The sequence below is a fragment of the Nocardioides sp. NPDC087217 genome (assembly GCF_044744805.1).
Taxonomy (GTDB): Bacteria; Actinomycetota; Actinomycetes; order Propionibacteriales; family Nocardioidaceae; genus Nocardioides.
In genome coordinates, this window is sequence record NZ_JBIUZB010000009.1 from 48,340 (window position 1) to 65,779 (window position 17,440).

Consider the following 17,440-nt stretch of genomic DNA (forward strand, 5'->3'; position numbering starts at 1 on the left):
GCGCGCTCCCAGCCTCACTCGAACTCAGCCGAGGAGCTCGCGGCCGATCTCGTCGACCGAGCGGCAGCCGACGAGGCCGAGGGAGAGGTCGAGCTCGGCGATCATGTGCTCGATGACGGCCTGGACACCGGCGGCGCCGGCAAGGGCCAGGCCGTAGACGTAGGGGCGGCCGAGGAGGACCGCGTCGGCTCCCAGGGCGAGCGCCTTGAGGATGTCGGCGCCGGAGCGGATGCCGGAGTCGAAGAGGACCGGGATCCGGCCGTCGACCTCGTCGACGATGCTCGGCAGGGCGTCGATGGAGGCGATGGCGCCGTCGACCTGGCGGCCGCCGTGGTTGGAGACGATGATCCCGTCGACGCCGTGCTCGAGGGCGCGGCGGGCGTCCTCGGGCGCCTGGAGCCCCTTCAGCACGATCGGCAGGTCGGTCATCTCCCGGAGCCGGTCGAGGTCGTCCCAGATCAGGTCGGAGCGGGAGAAGACGTCGAGGAAGGTCTCGACCGCGGCTCGGGCATGACCGGAGCGGAGGTTGTCGACGAGCTTGCCGGGATGGTGCTGGGCCATCGAGGCGACCGCGGTGAGGGCCGAGGGGATCTCCCTGAGCCCAGGTCGCACGCTCGTCCCGCTCCCGTCCGCGAGCCGGGCCTCGACGAGGGCACGGAAGGCCGGGTCGGAGGTGTACTGAGCGATGCCCAGCCCCCGGGCGAAGGGCAGATAGCCCAGGTCGAGATCACGCGTGCGCCACCCGAGCATGTGGGTGTCGAGGGTGACGACCAGCGCGTCGGAGCCGATGGCCTCGGCGCGGCGTACGAAGGACTCGACGATCGTCTCGTCCTTCGACCAGTAGAGCTGGTAGAGCCGTGGCGTGTCACCCAGGTCCTGGGCGACCTCCTCCATCGGGACGGAGGCCTGGGTGGAGATCACCATCGGGACGCCCGTCGCGCGGGCCGCCGCGGCGACCTCGTGCTCGGCGCGAGGATGGGCGAGCTCCAGCACGCCGACCGGGCCGAGCATCAGCGGCGCCGGCATGTCCACACCGAACAGCGTGGTGCGCAGGTCGCGGCTCTCGACGTTGGTGAGCATCCGTGGCACCAGCCGGAAGTGGTCGAAGGCGGCGGTGTTGGCGGCGACGGTGCGCTGCTGGCCGGCTCCGCCGTCGACATACGCCCAGGCCTCCTTGCTCATCGCCCGCTGGGCAGCCTCGGCGAGCACCGAGGGCTCGGTCGGCACCACGGGGCGGTGGCCGAACAGGCCCTTGCGGAAGATCGCGGACTGGAGGTCTCTGCCGATGCTCACGCGCGTAGGCTACTGGGTTCCGCTGCGGGCAGCGCGGCGCCGGAGATCGCGATGATCAGCCGATGGCACCGCTCCGTCATCTGAGTGGGCGTGACCTCAGGATGGTCGAGCCACCAGGTGATCAGCGCATCGACCGCACTCATCCAGACCGCGGTCAGCGCCGAGGCGTCGAGAGGATCGTCGTCACCGACGAGCCTCATCAGCTCACCGACGCCCTCGACGGCGAGACGGGTGATCCGGCCGGTGTAGACGGCGCGGGCGGCAGCCACCTCGCCGTCGTCGGGCGCCGTCGGGTCGAAGAGGAGCCGCCACAGCCACGGCTGCGGCTCGAGCGTCCGGAAGAGCCCGTCGAGGGTGCGCAGACCACGCTCGACGCCGACCGAGTCGTCGGCGGCGACCCGCTCCATCTCGGCGGCGAGCGTCTCGGCGCCGTAGTTGAAGCTGGCCAGGAAGAGGCCCTCCTTGGAGCCGAAGTACTGGTAGACCAGCGGTTTCGAGATGCCGGCGTCGGCGGCGATCGCCGCGACCGACGCCTTGGCGAACCCGACGGTGCCGAAGGCCTGGCAGGCGGCTCGCAGGATCTGCAGCTCGCGGTCGGCGCGCGGGACGCCCTTGGTTCCAGCGTTGGCCCGTGACATGACCAAGAGTCTAGCGGTGGCATATGACCTTGAGGTAACTTACTCCAAGGTCATATCCCTGGGAGGTCCCCCATGAACGACATGCTCGACCCGTTGAAGAACCCCTTGACGTACGCGATCCCGTTCTTCGTGATCTCGATCCTCATCGAGCTGGCGGCGCTGAAATGGCTCGACCACGACGACAACCTGGCCGGTTACGTCTTCAAGGACGCGCGCACCTCGATCCTGATGGGCCTCGGCTCGATCGTGTCGATGACCGTGTTCAAGGTCCTGACCTTCGCGGTCTACGCGGCGATCTTCGCCTACGCGTCGCTGTGGCAGATCCCGGAGACGTGGTGGGGCCTGGCGATCTCGGTCGTGGTCATCGATCTCGCCTACTACTGGAACCACCGGTTCGTGCACCGGACCCGAGTCGGCTGGGCGGCCCACCAGGCGCACCACTCCAGCGAGTACATGACGTTCGCGACCGCGCTGCGACAGAAGTGGAACCCGTGGTTCGAGTTCTTCTTCTTCCTGCCGCTGCCGTTCCTCGGCATCTCACCGGCTGCGATCTACATCGCCTTCTCGATCAACCTGATCTACCAGTTCTTCGTGCACACCGAGACGATCGGCAAGCTCTGGCGTCCGATCGAGCTCGTCTTCAACACCCCGAGCCATCACCGTGTCCACCACGGCTCCGACCCGGAGTACCTGGACAAGAACTACGCCGGCATCCTGATCGTCTGGGACCGCCTCTTCGGCACCTTCCAGCCCGAGCGGCAGCGCCCGACGTACGGCCTGACCTACAAGGTCGACACCTACAACCTGCTCCGGCTGGAGTACGGCGCCTTCCGTGAGCTCTGGAACGACGTACGCACCGCCGACGGCTGGCGGCTCAAGCTGAGCTACGCCTTCCGGCCGCCGGGGTGGGCGCCGGAGGCTGAGCCCACGAGCCCGGCTACGCGGCCTTCCGCCGTCCGAGAATCATCACGATGATCAGGCCGAGCAGGCCGACGACGACGAGTACGACGCCCGGGGCGGCGACCTCGACGAGCTTCTGGCCCTCGGGAGACGCGGGCTCGCTGAAGCTCACCTGCTGAGGCTCGGGGGCGATCACCTCGGGGAACTCGTTGGCGATCTCGGCCTGGAGCTTGTCGGTGTACTCCTCGACGCGCGGGGCGCTGCCGGCGGCGAGGATGGTGTCGCCCTTCTTCTGCGCGAAGAAGTAGTAGTCCTCGTTGGCGGTCAGCGACTTCTTCTGGCACACGCCGGGGTTGAGCGCGACCTGGAGGCTGCTGCCGCTGGTCACGCCCTTGAGCGCCTTGACGACGGTCACCGGGTAGACCACCGGGCCGCCCTTCTTGGTGGCCTTGCCTGGGCCGGTCACCCGTGCGTGGAAGACCAGCGGCTCCTTGACCGCGTCGCTGAGCTCGAAGGCCGGGCACTTCGCGGGAGCCGTGACCGGGGCTGCCGAGGCGGGTGCGGGGCTCGTCATGACCACCGCTGTCACCGCGAGAGCGAGGGCAGCGAGGAACTGGGGGACGCGGCGCATGGCGAAGATCAAACCAGTCACAGGCCGAAGACTCCAGCCAGGACCCGCGCGACACCGTCATCTTCGTGCCCGGGGGCCAGGTGCGACGCGCACGCGACCACGCTCGGATGGGCGTCTGCCATGGCGTACGAAGTGCCGGCCCAGGTCAGCATCGGCAGGTCGTTGGGCATGTCACCGAAGGCGATCACGTCCGAGGCGGAGATGCCGAGCTCGGTGCAGACCAGCTCCAGCGTGGAGGCCTTGGTGACCCCGGGAGCGCTGATCTCGAGCAGCGGGAACGACGAGTGGGTGACGTTGACGCGATCGCCGACGACCGCGGCCGCTGCGGCGAGCAGCTCGTCGGCGTCGTCGTGGTCGTCACGGCGGGCGAGCAGCTTGATCAACGGCTCGTCGGCGAGCTCCTCGATCGACGCAACGCGCCTGGCGGGGCGGAGGGCGTCGGCGGTGTGGGTCGCGAACGCGGGCTCGCACGACCACCCCTCGAGCGACTCGGTCGCGAAGACCAGTCCGGGCACGCTCTCCTTCAGCGCTGCCGCCACCTCGGCGGTCAGGGCCGGCTCGATCAGCCGGGTCAGCCGGGGCTGATCGGCGGCGACGTCCCAGACCAGGGCTCCGTTGGAGACGATCGCCAGCCCGACGCTGCCGATGTGCTCGAAGAGCTCGCGGGTCCAGCGCAGCGGCCGTCCGGTCACGAAGATGACCGGCACGCCGATCTCCTCGAGCTTCACGAGCACGCCACGAGTGAAGTCCGAGACCGAACCGTCCGCTCTGACCAGGGTGCCGTCGAGGTCGGTGGCGACGAGCTTCGGCGTCCTCATTCTTCCATTCTGCCACCGGGGACCGGCCTGGCCATCACCAGATGCCCGTCCTCGTCGGCGCCACGCAGCTCGGTGAACCCGCACTTGGCGAGCACTCGGAGGCTGGCCGCGTTGGTGGGCTCGACAGCGGCCCGAATGCGTACGCCCTCCTCGTCGGCGCATGCCAGCAGACCCTTGAGCGCCTCGGTCGCGAAACCCCACCCGCGTGCCTCTTCGATCAGGCCGTAGCCGACCTCGGTCTCCGGGGTGCCGTCAGGGGCTTCTTCGGGCGGCCCGAAGAAGCCGATCGAGCCGAGCACGGTGCCGTTGCGCATGATGTAGCGGGAGCTCCACCGGTCGCCCTCGACCCACATCGTCGCCGCGTCGCGGTCGTCCTCGCGCGGGAACTGCGGGTGCCAGCTCTGCGGGCGCCCGATCCCGCCGTCGGGATCGCGGATCGCCTCGACATCGGCGCGGGTCCACAACGGCAGCGTCAGCCGCTCGGTCATGATGGTGGTGGGAAGGGTCACGAGCGCAAAGACTCCCAGAACAGCACTCTCAGAACCAGCGGGAGAGTTCCAGCGCCGCGCCGTCGTCGGCGACGTGGGCGGTGACTGCGTTGGCCACCTCCTGGACCTCGTCGGGGGCGTTGCCCATGGCTACACCGCGACCCGCCCATTCGAGCATCTCGACATCGTTGCGGCCGTCGCCGATGGCAAGTACGTCGGCCGGCTCGAGGTCGAGCTGGTCGCAGACGTAGGAGAGGCCCGATGCCTTGGAGACGCCGACCGGGGTGAGGTCGAGCCAGGCGGTGTAGCCGACCACGTAGTCGATGCCGTGCAGACCGAGCTCACGGCCGAGGGCGAGGAAGTCCTCGGGGGTGGCGTCGGGGTCGCGGATGATCACCCGGGAGACCGGCTCGGCGACCATCTCGTCGATCGGAGCGATCAGATGAGCGCCGTCGAGCTCGCCCTCGGGGAACGGTCGGTTGAACCGGTAGCCCAGGCCACGGTTCTCGACCGCGACCAGCACGTTCGGCCGCCGTTCCATGATCTTCTCCACCGCCGCCCGGGCGTCGAAGGTCTCCTCGTGCACCACGTCGACCGGCGGGTAGCGGAGCACCACCGCGCCGTTGGAGGCGACGATCCACAACCGCTCCGCGCCCTCGTCCGGGAGCCCGAGCAGGTCGGCGATCCCAGTCATCGAATGGGCCGAGCGACCGGAGGAGAGCACCACATGGGCGCCGGAGTCGTAGGCCCGGCGGACCGCGTCGCGCACCTTGTCGGAGAGAGCCTCGGACGTCGTGCCGGTGCCCTCGATCCAGCGCAGCAGGGTGCCGTCGATGTCGAGCGCGACGAGCTTCGGCTGCCAGGCGGCCTCACCGGGCCGGGCGGTGGTGCTCTCGGTCGTGCTCACTTCTGGATCGGCTCCAGAACCTCGCGACCGAGCCACTTCTGCAGAGCCTTCGGCACCCGCACCGAGCCGTCGGCCTGCTGGTGGGTCTCCAGCACGGCGACGATGGCGCGGGTGATCGCGGTCAGCGTGCCGTTGAGGGTGGCGACCGGGGTGGTGCCATTCTCGGTGCGCGCCCGGATGTCGAGGCGACGTGCCTGGAAGGTGGTGCAGTTGGACGCCGAGGTGAGCTCGCGGTACTTCCCCTGGGTGGGGATCCACGCCTCGCAGTCGAACTTCCGCAGCGCGCTCGGACCGAGGTCGCCCGCGGCCACGTCGATGACCTGGTAGGCGAGCTCGAGCTTGTCCAGGAAGGCCTTCTCCCACTCGAGGAGACGCTGGTGCTCGGCGTACGACTCCTCGACGGTGGTGTAGACGAACATCTCCACCTTCTCGAACTGGTGGACCCGGATGATGCCCTTGGTGTCCTTGCCCGCCGAGCCGGCCTCCTTGCGGAAGCACGACGAGAAGGCGGCGTAGCGCCGCGGGAGGGTGTCGGGGTCGAGGATCTCGTCGGAGTGGTACGCCGCCATCGGCACCTCCGAGGTGCCGACCAGGTAGAGGTCGTCGTCCTCGATCTTGTAGACGCCGTCGTCGACCTGGTCGAGGAAGCCGGTGCCCTCCATCGCCTCCGGGCGCACCAGCGCAGGTGCGATGACCTGGGTGAAGCCGGCCTCACGGGCCTGCTCCATCGCCAGGTTGATCAGCGCGAACTCGAGCTCGGCGCCGACACCGGTCAGGAAGTAGAAGCGGCTGCCCGAGACCTTGGCGCCTCGCTCGAGGTCGATCGCGCCGAGCATCTTGCCGAGCTCGACGTGGTCGCGCGGCTCGAACCCCTCGGCCGCGAAGTCGCGCGGCTCGCCGACCTTCTCGATCAGGACGAAGTCGTCCTCACCGCCGGCGGGGGCGTCGTCGGCGAGGTTGGGGATGGCCTTGAGGGCCTTCTTCCACTCCTCCTCAGCCTCCGCCTGAGCCGCGTCGGCCGCCTTGACGGCGGCCGCGAGGTCCTTCACCTCGGCGAGCAGCTGCTGCTTCTCCTCACCCTTGGCCTGGGCGACCTTCTTGCCCATCTGCTTCTGCTCGGCCCGCTTGGCCTCGAAGTCCGCGATCGCCGCGCGCCGGGCACTGTCCGCGGACAGCGCCCGGTCCACCACGTCAGAGGACGCGCCACGGCGCTCCTGCGAGGCACGTACGCGGTCGGGGTCTTCGCGGAGGATGCGCGGGTCGATCATGCGGCAAGGCTAGTCGACCGGACCACCAGATCTCACTTCAGTAATCGGCCGGTCACCAGTAGACCGGGCTGGTCTTGCCGCACGGGCGCAGGAACGAGCGGTAGACCGTCACGTCGGTGAAGTTATAGCCGTAGGAGTCGTTCGTGTAGTAGTTGGCCTTCGTGTAGGTGACGTACGTGGCCGTCGTGTTGTACGTCTTCGGGAAGCCCGAGGGGTTCGACGCGGTCGAGCGGGACCCCTTGCTGGCGATCGTGCCTCGGATCAGCCCGCTCGCCCTGCTGGCGTAGATGTAGGCCTGCTTCCACGAGGTGCTGCGCTTGTTGGTGACCGTGTAGCGGATCGACGAGCCACCACGGACGATGAGGCAGGCGTACCAGTTCGCGTTGCTTCCCGACGTGATGAGCGTGCCCGCGCCGGACATCCCGGACTTGATCTTCCCCCAGGTACGCGCCCCGACGATTCCGTCGGCCGCCAGTCCCTTCGCGCGCTGGTAGTTCTTCACCCGCGCGGTGGTCGCCGACCCGAACGAACCGTCCGGCTTGAGCCCACCGAGCACCTTCTGGAGCAGCGTCACGCAGCTGCCGGTGTTGCCGGGACGTACGGTCTTCGGGCTGCTGATCGTGCAGCTGACCGCGGCCTCCGCAGGCGCCGTGCCCGCGTCCACGGCGACCAGTCCGCCCGTTGCCACAGCTGCTGCCGCGAGCAGGCCGCCCATGCGCAACCGCACCGATGTCTTCATCGTATGGATCCCTCTCGATTCATGTGCTCGGAACTCGAAAGGGGCAGTGTCGCCAACCGGTGCTGCCGCCCGAACCCGTACCTCTCCCGTACCTCTGGGGCTACGGAATGCGTACGCGCCGCTCGACCGACGAGCTGCTGTCGCTGCCCGTGCCACCGTCACCGTAGTCACGGCCGTAGCCGCCGTAGAGGCGGTCGTTGCCCGAGTGGCCATAGAGCGAGTCGTTGCCCGAGCCGCCCTCGATCCGGTCCGAACCGCCGAGGCCGACCAGCTTGTTGGCGCCCGAGTTGCCCCGCAGGACGTCGGCGTAGTTGGTGCCTGTCAGGCGCTCGAAGGTCAGCAGACGATCCGCTCCCGCGCCGGTCGACTGCACCGAGGTCGTGTTGAGCGCGACCTTCACGCCGTTGCGTACGTTCGAGTACTCGACGGTGTCGGTTCCCGAACCACCCTCCGCGCGGTCGTTGCCGAGGCCGGGAAAGATCGTGTCGCTGCCGCCTCCGCCGAGAAGTACGTTGGCGCCACCGTCACCGACGAGACGATCGGCGTACGGGCTGCCCGTCAGGTTCTGCATCCCGGCGAGCGTGTCGGTGCCACCACCCCCGGTCGCGCGGGACATGGTCGCGGTGACGGGATTGTCGGCAGTGAAGTACGAGGCCGTGTCGACGCCGGTACCGCCGTTCAGCGAGTCGTCGCCGGCGTTGCCCGCCAGCAGGTCGTCGCCGCTGTCACCTCGAATCGAGTCGGTGTTGTTCCCGCCTTCCAAGGTGTCGTTGCCGCTGCCGCCCTCGATCGAGTCGTTGCCTGCGTCGCCCTTCAGCCGGTCGTTTCCGCCTCCGCCGAGAACTCGGTCGTTGCCGGCCTCGCCGACGACGGCATCCGAGCCTTCTCCGGCACTCACGGTGTCGCTGCCGGGGCCAGCCTTGATGGTGTCATTGCCGTCCCCGGCGTCGATGCGGTCTGCGGATCCGACGGTGGGGCTGTAGTAGTTCTCGTCGCCGTAGATCTCGTCAACACCGGCCTTGCCGAAGATCGAGTCGCTGCCAGCGCCGCCCGTCAGATAGTCGCGCCCGGTGCCGCCCTCGATGAGGTCGTTTCCGGATCCACCGTTGATGTGGTTGGTCTCAGCGGCGCCGTAGATCTTGTCGTCGCCGGCATCGCCATCGGCGCCAAGCGATGTGGAGCCTCCGTAGATCGTGTCATTGCCGTTCCCACCGGAGACGGTGCCACCGATGGCGCCGACTCGGAACGTGTCCTGCCCGTCCTCGCCGTACGCGTCCGAGGACGAGCTGCCGTCGAGAGTGATCGTGTCGTCCCCAGTTCCGCCGAAGACTCGCGCTGCGCCGACTCCGTTGTCGAGGGTGTCGTTCCCCGCGCCGCCGACGATCACGTCGAGGGCGTTGTGGATGCCGCCGGAGATGCGGTCGTTGCCGGCATCGCCGTAGAGCGAGTCGAAGTCCTCACCGTCGGAGCGGCGGTTCCCCAGGATCGTGTCGTCACCGTCGCCGCCATGAACGACATCCTTGCCCGGACCGTCGCTGAGCGTGTCGTTGCCGCCGGAGGCGTCGATCGTGTCGTCACCCTCGGTGCCGGTAATCACGTCGGCGTGGCTGGTGCCGACCACCGACTCGAAGCCGACCATGGTGGCGCCCCAGTTGGATACACCGGAGGCCATGTCGAGCTCGATGCCTGTCCCCGATGGGGTGACGCTGGGGTCAAGGTAGAGCTTGTCCACCGATGTTCCGCTCGAACCGGCATCGATGACATCCCCGGAGGCATCGACGTCGGTCACTGCGATCTGGTCTGCCCCGCCTCCTCCGAGCACAGTGTCGGCGCCCTCGCCACCCCTCAGGATGTCGTCTCCGTCCGCACCGAAGATCCGATCGTCTCCGGCACCACCGTAGGCCTTGTCGTAGCCTGGACCACCGTAGAAGGTGTCAGCACCGCTCTGTCCGTCGAAGGCACCGGCGGTGGATCCCGCGTGGAACGTGTCGTCGCCATCGCCGCCCTTGGCGGTGAAGAACAGAGACTGCATCCCGCCGAAGATGACGTCATGTCCGGCGCCCGCGTCGAGCGTAATGAAGTCGCCGTCGATCGTGTCGTCGCCCTCTCCGGCGTTCACTCGGTTGCTGAACCGGGGGTAGATGGTGTCGTCACCCAGTCCACCGACGATGTCCGCACTGCCCTCCCCCTGGACGCAGATCCAGTCGTTCCCGCCCAGCGCGTCCACGGAGACACCCGCCGGGACGGCGATCACATCGTCGCCCTCGGTCGGGACCTGGCCCTCGACGCTGAGGTCGACGGTGATGGGCTTGCTACCACACTCACCGTCGGCCGCAGCGGCGGAGCCGGCGAGGAGGCCACCGACACTCAGGGCGACGGCGGGGACGGACAGGAGCCCGAGAAGGGCGTACGCGGACGCGCGAGAGCGCATGAGAGACCTCACAACGACGAGGGACCGAGGGGTGCCGGCGCCGACCCGAATCATGCGCGGAAAGCGGACGATAGCGCTTTCCTCCGGCCACTGCCTCGGCTTTTGTCCAGCCCGTTCATTCACTGTGTGGAAGACGTATCGCGCATACTGACTCACCGTGCTTGACCTTTCGCGCCGTGCCCTGCTGCTCTGGGCGGCTTCGCTGTTCGCTCTGTGCGCTCTGATCGGGATCGCGGGGATCAACGGGTGGCCGCCGGTCTCGACGATCGACGAGCTCGGCCGGGACGCGACGGCGGTGACTGCGGAGCACGGCTGGATGCTCGACTTCTGGCACATCGTCGAGGTGGCCACCGAGTGGTATCTCGCTGTCGGCGTCGCGCTCCTGGTCGCCGCGGGACTGTTCCGGACGTATCTGCGCGCCGCGGTCTACGTGTTCGGCGTCGTGGTGATCACGCTGGTCGTACGCCGCGCGGTGGTGCTGCTCGTCGACCGGGACCGGCCCGCGTGGCAGTTGGCGTCGTGGTTCCACGAGTCACCGGCGTACCCCTCCGGTCATGCGACCGGGATCGCGGTGCTCGCAGGCGTGATCGCGGTGGTCGTGACGATGTTCGTACGCCGTCGCGGCATCCGCCGCCTGGCCTACACCGGCCTCATCGTGCTGGTGGTGCTCGTCGCCGCCGACCGGGTCTTCCTCGGACGCCACTACCCCTCCGACGTGCTCGGCGGGATCCTCTTCGCCGCAGGTGCCGTCTTCCTGGGCATGGCGCTCTACACGCCGCTGCCCGCCTCGCACGCGCTCGGACGTCGGCCGCTGGTCGACTCGGTGCGTGGCAACCGGAGGATCGCGGTCGTCCTCAACCCGATCAAGGTCGAGTCGGTCGAGCACTTCAAGACGATGGTCACCACGATGGCCAAGGAGTCCGGCTGGAAGACGCCGACCTGGCACCTGACCACGGTCGACGACCCGGGCAAGGGGATGGCGCTGGCGGCCCAGGCAGAAGGCGCCGACCTGGTCCTCGTCTGTGGTGGCGACGGCACCGTACGCGAGGTCTGCTCCGCCCTGGCCGGCACCGGCATCGCCGTCGGGATCGTCCCCGGCGGCACCGGCAACCTGCTGGCCCGCAACCTGTCGATCCCGCTCTACATCCGCGCCGCGATCGACGTCGCGCTGACCGGGCAGGACCAGGCGATCGACCTGGTCGAGGTCTCGGGCGACAACCTCGAGGACACCAACTTCCTGGTCATGGCCGGGATGGGCTTCGACGCCGCGATCATGAGCGGCGTCAACGAGGACATCAAGAAGCGGATCGGCTGGATGGCGTACGTCCTCTCCGCCTTCAAGAGCCTGATGTTCCCGGCGATGCGGCTGGAGATCTCCGTCGACGACGGCGAGTTCACCAGGCACCGCGCGCGCACGGTCGTGGTCGGCAACGTCGGCTACCTCCAGGCGAACATGCCGCTGCTGCCGGCTGCCGCGCTCGACGACGGGCTCATCGATGTGGTGCTGCTCTATCCGCAGCGATTCTGGTCCTGGCTCCCGCTCGCGGTCCGGGTGCTGAGCAAGCGGCCGCGCACCGACAATCTGGTCAACCGGATGACCGGTGCCAGCGTCGTGATCCGGACCAACCACGACCAGCCGCGCCAGCTCGACGGCGACACGATCTCCGAGGGTCGCGAGCTCCGCATGCAGTGTCTTCCCGGACGCCTGCTCGTCCGCGTGCCACGCTGACAGCCAGTCCCGATTCGGTCCCGAATCTCACCGACACGCGGCGGGCCCGAAGTCCCGGCAATCAGGGCCTAAAGTCCCTCTTTCTGCGTGTTTTCAGCGCGTTTGGCGTCGATTCTCATGGCAAAACCGGGCCGACGCGCCGACACAGATGTCTTGTTGACAAGTAAATGTTCATAAGGTGTCTGACACGACTCGGCGTGAGCCGAGTCGTCGTCTTCGACCGGGCTCAAGCCTGACTCCGGCCGGCGACGTGGCAAGACCCACACACTGGTCGGAAATCCCCCGCGACCAGTGGTCGACTCCCGGGCCGTCCCACCCGCAGCCCGGGTTTGAAACCGGCACGCTCGGAACGGTTCCCCCGCCACGCCCGAGCGTGCCGGCGTCGTTTTTGGGCCCGGATCAGCCCGGATCAGCTCTTGGGCTTGGCCTGCTGGACGGCCTCGGTCTCCTCGGGCGACATCAGCTGGGACGACTTCCAGGCGCTGATGCTCTTCGCGTACGACCTCGCCTCGGTGCGGCCGTGGATCGAGGTGAGCACGACCCCGTCGCCGTTGTCGTCGAGCAGCGCCAGGCACCAGCTCAGGTGGCCGCCGGCGTCTCCGAAGGCATCGAAGCGCACCACCGCGAGGTGGCGCAGGTTCATCGCCGACTCGGCGCGCAGGGCCGCGACCTCGGCGCGCAGACCGGCGACGTCGGTCGGCAGCGACTCGACGGCAGCAGGGTCGGGGCGACGTACGTCCTTCGTCTTCTGCCAGGCCGCTCCGGCGAGGACCAGGGCGGCGATTGCTGTCAGCAGACTGAGAATTGCAAGAGCGAGCACATCGGGCGAATCTAGACTGTCGCTGTGTCCGAGCCACATCGCATCGCCTATCAGGGCGAACCAGGGTCCAACTCACACATGGTGTGCCAGCGGCACTACCCCGAGCTGGAGTCGGTGCCGTGCGCCTCGTTCGAGGACGTGTTTGCGACCGTCGAGGCGGGTGAGGCGTCGCTGGCGATGATCCCGATCGACAACTCCCTGGCCGGACGGGTGGCCGACATCCACCACTTCCTTCCCGAGTCCAACCTCCACATCATCGCCGAGCACTACCTGCGGATCCGGTTCCACCTGCTCGGCCTTCCGGGCGCCCACCTGGACGACATCCGTACGGTCCACTCCCACGTCCATGCCCTGGGTCAGTGCCGCAACATCATCCGGGAGCACGGCTTCACACCGGTCGTCTCCGGTGACACCGCCGGTGCCGCGCGGGAGGTGATCGAGGCCGGTGACCCGACGATGGCCGCGATCTCCCCGCCGCTGGCCGCCTCGATCTACGGACTGGACGTGCTCGCCACCGACATCGAGGACGCCGACCACAACACCACCCGCTTCGTGGTGCTCTCGCCCGACTTCATCCAGGCTCCCGCCGACGCGGGTCCGGTGGTGACCTCGTTCATCTTCAACGTACGCAACCTCCCGGCGGCCCTCTACAAGGCGCTCGGCGGCTTCGCGACCAACGGCGTCAACATGACCAAGCTGGAGTCCTACATGGTGGATGGGAAGTTCACCGCGACCCAGTTCCTCGCCGAGGTCGACGGTCACCCGGACCAGCCGGGGCTGAAGCGGGCCCTGGAGGAGCTGGCCTTCTTCACGACCGACGTGAAGCTGCTGGGGGTCTACCCCGCCGACCCGGCGCGGTTCTGAGTCATGTCGGACGACGAGCCGACCGCCGACCTCGGGTTCGCCCGCGTCGACCTCGACCGGGAGCGCCGCACCGGTGACCCCGAGGTCGTGTACGCCGACGGCAAGACTCCCGAACAGGTCGTCGCGATCCTTCGCCGACTGCACGAGGCTCATCCCTCGCGCGCCGTCCTGGCCACCCGGGTCTCCGCCGAGGCGGCCGCCCGGGTCGCGGCCGAGCTGCCGACGGCGGTCCACGACGCCGAGGCCCGTGCAGTCACGCTCGGGCCACTGCCGGCCCCGCAGGGCCGGGTGTGCGTCGTCGCGGCCGGGACCTCCGACGGGCCCGTCGCGGCCGAGGCCGCCCTCACCTGCCGGGTCCACGGCGCCGGTGTCGAGCGGATCACCGACGTCGGCGTCGCCGGGATCCACCGCCTGATGGCCGTACGCGACCGGCTCGACGACGCCGACTGCCTGATCGTCGTCGCGGGCATGGAAGGTGCCCTGCCCTCCGTGGTCGGCGGGCTGGTGGGGGTGCCGATGATCGGGGTGCCGACGTCCGTGGGCTACGGCGCCTCCTTCGGCGGGCTGGCCGCGCTGCTGGCGATGCTCAACTCGTGTGCTCCCGGCGTGACCGTGGTCAACATCGACAACGGCTACGGCGCCGGGGTCGCGGCGGCCCGGATCGCGCGGCGGGCTCGGTGAGCGTCGTCTGGGTCGACGCGTCCTCCGGAGCCTCGGGGGACATGCTGCTCGGGGCGCTCGTCGACGCCGGCGTGCCCCTCTCGGCGATCGCCTCGGCCGTGGATGCGGTCGCCCCCGAGCCGGTGGATCTCGCCGCTTCGCCGGTGACCCGTGGCGCGCTGGCCGCGACCCGGTGTCATGTCTCGATCGCCGACTCGGTCCACCATCGGACCTGGACCGACGTCCGGGCGCTGCTGACCGGCGCCGCTCTGGACGACGCGGTGCGTGACCTGGCGCTGCGGGTTTTCGAGCGGCTGGCCGAGGCCGAAGGCGCCGTGCACGGGATCTCTCCCGAGTCGGTCCACTTCCACGAGGTCGGAGCGCTGGACGCGATCGCCGACGTCGTCGGGGTCTGCGCGGGCTTCGTGCACCTCCGGCCCGACGAGGTCGTGGTCTCCCCGGTCGCGGTCGGATCGGGATCGGTCCGGGCCGCCCACGGCACCCTCCCGGTGCCGCCGCCGGCCGTGGCGCGGCTGCTCACCGGCGTACCTTCTTACGCGGGGTCGCCCGGACATCCGGCGATGGAGATGTGCACGCCGACCGGCGCCGCGCTCCTCACCACCCTCGCGACGAAGTGGGGGGCTCAGCCGCCGATGACGACCACGGCGATCGGTGTCGGCGCGGGCGGCAGGGATCCGGAGGGCTGGTCGAACACACTCCGCATACTGGTCGGCGAGGTTGTCGGCGCGGGGGCAGAATCCCGCCATGGCGGGGAAGTGCGGGCGGATCCTGCGGCAGAGGCAGGCATTTCCCCACCAAGGCGGGAAAATGCTCCCGCCCCGGAGACCGAGCTCGTCATCGAAGCGAACATCGACGATCTCGAGCCGCGACTGATCCCCGGGGCTCTCGACGCGCTTCTGGCGGCCGGAGCGCAGGACGCCTGGGTCACGCCGATCCTGATGAAGAAGGGCCGACCGGCCTATACGCTCCATGCTCTCACCCGTCCCGACGCCGCCGAGGCGGTCCGGCGGGCGTTCTTCCGGGAGACCTCGACCATCGGCGTACGCGAGCACGAGGTCGCCAAGCACGCCCTGCCCCGCGAGATGCTGACCGTGAGCGTCGACGGGCACCCGATCGCGGTCAAGGCCGCCCGCCTCGACGACGAGGTCGTCAACCTGCAGCCGGAGTGGGACGACGTCGCCCGCGTCGCCGCAGCACTCGATCGCCCGGCGATCGAGGTACTCGCCGAGGCCAAGGCCGCCGCCCTCGCCCGACCGCTGGTCGAGCCGGGGTGCGACGATGAGGGCCGGACGTAAAGAACTGGAACGGAAACCCTGATGGACATCACCGTCGTCGCGCTGGCCTTCGCCGCGATCTTCGTCGTCGAGCTCCCGGACAAGACGTTCCTGGCGACGCTGGTGCTGTCGACGAAGTACCGGCCGATCTTCGTGTGGCTCGGCGTGGGTGCGGCGTTCGCGGTCCAGACGCTCATCGCGGTGGCGATCGGCGGGGTGGCGACACTCCTCCCGACCGACCTGATCCACATCGTCGCGGCGCTGCTCTTCCTGGGTGGCGCGGTGTTCCTGTTCATCGAGGGGCGCCGTCACCACGGCACCGCGTCCGAGGACGACGGCAGCGAGTTCGCCGAGAAGGCCAAGGACGTACGCGGGTTCCGCCAGGTCCTGGCCAGCTTCATGGTCCTCTTCGCGGCCGAGTGGGGAGACCTCTCCCAGCTGCTGAGCGTCTCGCTGGTGGCCCGCTACCACGACCCGGTCTCGGTCTTCATCGGCTCCTGGGCCGCGTTGCTGGCGGTCTCGGGGCTCGCGGTGCTGCTGGGACGTACGTTGCTCCGGTTCATCAAGCTGCACGTCCTGCACTACGTCGGAGCCGTCGTCTGCCTCGTCCTGGGCATCCTGACGCTGGTCGAGGTGTTCGCCTGACCGGCTTGATCTAGGCTCTGCGCCATGGTGAGACTTGGCGCCGACAGCGAGGTCGGACGACTGCGTACGGTTATGCTCCATCGGCCCGGCCGGGAGCTCACCCGGCTGACGCCGCGCAACAACGACAAGCTGCTCTTCGACGGCATCCCGTGGGTGAAGCGGGCACAGGACGAGCACGACGCCTTTGCGGCCGCGCTGCGGGATCGCGACGTCGAGGTGCTCTACCTGACCGACCTGCTCACCGAGACCCTCGAGGTGCCCGAGGCGCGGAAGCTCGCGCTCGAGAACGTGCTGGGCTCGCTCACCCTCGGCGACACCCTGCGCGACTACCTGAGCGGTGCCCTCGCCGACGCCGGACCGGCCGAGCTGACCGACCACCTGACCGCCGGCGTCCGCAACGACGAGGTACGCGGCGGCCACGGCCTGGTCACCAGCCTCCTCGCCCACGACGACTTCCTGATCGACCCGCTCCCCAACTTGCTCTTCACCCGCGACTCGTCGGTGTGGATCCGCGACCGGGCCACGGTCACCTCGCTGGCGATGCCGGCTCGCAAGCGCGAGACCGCGCTCACCGAGCTGATCTACCAGTTCCACCCGCGCTTCCGGGCCAGCCCGCGGCTGCACGGAGCCCACCTGGAGCACGTCGAGGGCGGGGACGTACTCCTCCTCGCTCCCGGTGTCGTCGCGGTCGGGGTCGGCGAGCGCACCACCCCCGCCGGGGCCGAGCGGCTCGCCCGCCAGGTCTTCGCCGAGGAGCTCGCCCACACCGTGCTCGCGGTGCCGATCGCGCAGGAGCGCGCGACGATGCACCTGGACACCATCGCCACGCTGGTGAACACCGACAAGATGGTGATCTACCCGAACGCGGTCGACTCGCTGGTCGCGTACGCCGTGACCCCCGTGGGCGACGACGGCCAGCTGAACATCGCGGCCCCGCGCCCGTTCCTCGAGGTCGCGGCCGAGGCGATGGGGATCGACAAGCTCCACCACGTCGACACCGGGCTCGACCCGGTCGCCGCCGAGCGCGAGCAGTGGGACGACGGCAACAACACCCTGGCACTGGCGCCGGGCGTGGTCGTGGCGTACGAGCGCAACACACAGACCAATGGAGCCCTGGAGACTGCCGGTATCGAGGTCATCGCGATCGCGGGCTCCGAGCTGGGCTCCGGCCGCGGCGGACCGCGATGCATGAGCTGCCCGATCGCCCGCGACCCGCTGCCCGCATAGCCAACTTCACTCGCGGGTAACCCCTGTAGACGAACATCGTTGATCTCTGTAACTGCCGTCACATAGCGGCAGCCACCCCACAGCCGA

17 protein-coding genes are annotated in these 17,440 nt (G+C 69.1%); 7 read left to right on the plus strand and 10 right to left on the minus strand.

The window, feature by feature from the left end:
• Window positions 1–24 precede the first annotated feature (24 nt).
• Together ACIO3S_RS26900 and ACIO3S_RS26905 are read right to left on the minus strand one after the other, a co-directional pair.
• Window positions 25–1,293 carry an alpha-hydroxy-acid oxidizing protein gene (locus ACIO3S_RS26900; protein ID WP_400469186.1) on the minus strand — a complete coding sequence of 423 codons (1,269 nt, stop codon included), beginning with the start codon at window positions 1,291–1,293 and terminating at the stop codon, window positions 25–27.
• Complete coding sequence (locus ACIO3S_RS26905; RefSeq protein ID WP_400469189.1) at window positions 1,290–1,931, minus strand: TetR/AcrR family transcriptional regulator; 642 nt, start codon at window positions 1,929–1,931, stop codon at window positions 1,290–1,292. Before ACIO3S_RS26905 ends, ACIO3S_RS26900 begins: the two co-directional genes overlap by 4 nt.
• A gap of 72 nt (window positions 1,932–2,003) precedes the next feature.
• Between ACIO3S_RS26905 and ACIO3S_RS26910 the strand changes: the two genes are divergently transcribed.
• Window positions 2,004–2,906: a sterol desaturase family protein gene (locus ACIO3S_RS26910; RefSeq protein ID WP_400469192.1), complete on the plus strand. Its 903-nt coding sequence runs from the start codon at window positions 2,004–2,006 to the stop codon at window positions 2,904–2,906.
• On the opposite strand, the gene ACIO3S_RS26915 is transcribed toward ACIO3S_RS26910, so the two are convergent.
• From ACIO3S_RS26915 to ACIO3S_RS26945, 7 genes are all read right to left on the minus strand, one after another.
• The gene (locus ACIO3S_RS26915) at window positions 2,869–3,483 is read right to left on the minus strand and encodes a hypothetical protein (protein ID WP_400469195.1); all 615 of its coding nucleotides are present in this window, start codon (window positions 3,481–3,483) and stop codon (window positions 2,869–2,871) included. The genes ACIO3S_RS26910 and ACIO3S_RS26915 overlap by 38 nt on opposite strands.
• Window positions 3,480–4,280, minus strand: a complete 801-nt coding sequence (locus ACIO3S_RS26920; RefSeq protein WP_400469198.1) for an HAD family hydrolase — start codon at window positions 4,278–4,280, stop codon at window positions 3,480–3,482. Before ACIO3S_RS26920 ends, ACIO3S_RS26915 begins: the two co-directional genes overlap by 4 nt.
• Window positions 4,277–4,789: a GNAT family N-acetyltransferase gene (locus ACIO3S_RS26925; protein WP_400469201.1), complete on the minus strand. Its 513-nt coding sequence runs from the start codon at window positions 4,787–4,789 to the stop codon at window positions 4,277–4,279. Before ACIO3S_RS26925 ends, ACIO3S_RS26920 begins: the two co-directional genes overlap by 4 nt.
• A 28-nt stretch (window positions 4,790–4,817) precedes the next feature.
• Window positions 4,818–5,675, minus strand: coding sequence for an HAD family hydrolase (locus ACIO3S_RS26930; RefSeq protein ID WP_400469204.1), 858 nt, complete (start codon window positions 5,673–5,675; stop codon window positions 4,818–4,820).
• A complete protein-coding gene (serS, locus tag ACIO3S_RS26935; RefSeq protein WP_400469207.1) occupies window positions 5,672–6,943 on the minus strand; it encodes a serine--tRNA ligase in 1,272 nt (423 codons plus the stop codon). The genes ACIO3S_RS26930 and serS overlap by 4 nt, the downstream gene beginning before the upstream one ends.
• Window positions 6,944–6,995: 52 nt before the next feature.
• Window positions 6,996–7,682, minus strand: a complete 687-nt coding sequence (locus ACIO3S_RS26940; RefSeq protein WP_400469210.1) for a peptidoglycan-binding protein — start codon at window positions 7,680–7,682, stop codon at window positions 6,996–6,998.
• A gap of 100 nt (window positions 7,683–7,782) precedes the next feature.
• Entirely contained in the window at window positions 7,783–10,113 is a 2,331-nt protein-coding gene (locus ACIO3S_RS26945; RefSeq protein ID WP_400469212.1) for a calcium-binding protein, read from the minus strand.
• Between the two features lie 157 nt (window positions 10,114–10,270).
• On the opposite strand from ACIO3S_RS26945, the gene ACIO3S_RS26950 reads away from it, so the two are divergent.
• Window positions 10,271–11,842, plus strand: coding sequence for a YegS/Rv2252/BmrU family lipid kinase (locus ACIO3S_RS26950; protein ID WP_400469215.1), 1,572 nt, complete (start codon window positions 10,271–10,273; stop codon window positions 11,840–11,842).
• 409 nt (window positions 11,843–12,251) lie between these two features.
• Here the strand turns inward: ACIO3S_RS26950 and ACIO3S_RS26955 are convergent, their stop codons facing one another.
• Window positions 12,252–12,662: a DUF4446 family protein gene (locus ACIO3S_RS26955; protein WP_400469218.1), complete on the minus strand. Its 411-nt coding sequence runs from the start codon at window positions 12,660–12,662 to the stop codon at window positions 12,252–12,254.
• A 24-nt stretch (window positions 12,663–12,686) separates the two neighbouring features.
• Here ACIO3S_RS26955 and ACIO3S_RS26960 point away from each other — a divergent pair, with 24 nt between their 5' ends.
• Genes ACIO3S_RS26960 through ACIO3S_RS26980 form a run of 5 tightly spaced genes read left to right on the plus strand, consistent with a single transcriptional unit; the run spans window position 12,687 to window position 17,353 of the window.
• Entirely contained in the window at window positions 12,687–13,526 is an 840-nt protein-coding gene (locus ACIO3S_RS26960) for a prephenate dehydratase (RefSeq protein ID WP_160025936.1), read from the plus strand.
• 3 nt (window positions 13,527–13,529) lie between these two features.
• Window positions 13,530–14,207, plus strand: coding sequence for a nickel pincer cofactor biosynthesis protein LarB (gene larB, locus ACIO3S_RS26965; RefSeq protein WP_400469221.1), 678 nt, complete (start codon window positions 13,530–13,532; stop codon window positions 14,205–14,207).
• Window positions 14,204–15,502: a nickel pincer cofactor biosynthesis protein LarC gene (larC, locus tag ACIO3S_RS26970; protein ID WP_400469224.1), complete on the plus strand. Its 1,299-nt coding sequence runs from the start codon at window positions 14,204–14,206 to the stop codon at window positions 15,500–15,502. Before larB ends, larC begins: the two co-directional genes overlap by 4 nt.
• Window positions 15,503–15,523: 21 nt before the next feature.
• Window positions 15,524–16,126, plus strand: coding sequence for a TMEM165/GDT1 family protein (locus tag ACIO3S_RS26975; RefSeq protein ID WP_355018704.1), 603 nt, complete (start codon window positions 15,524–15,526; stop codon window positions 16,124–16,126).
• 24 nt (window positions 16,127–16,150) lie between these two features.
• Window positions 16,151–17,353 carry an arginine deiminase gene (locus ACIO3S_RS26980; RefSeq protein WP_400469228.1) on the plus strand — a complete coding sequence of 401 codons (1,203 nt, stop codon included), beginning with the start codon at window positions 16,151–16,153 and terminating at the stop codon, window positions 17,351–17,353.
• The last annotated feature ends 87 nt before the right edge of the window (window positions 17,354–17,440 follow it).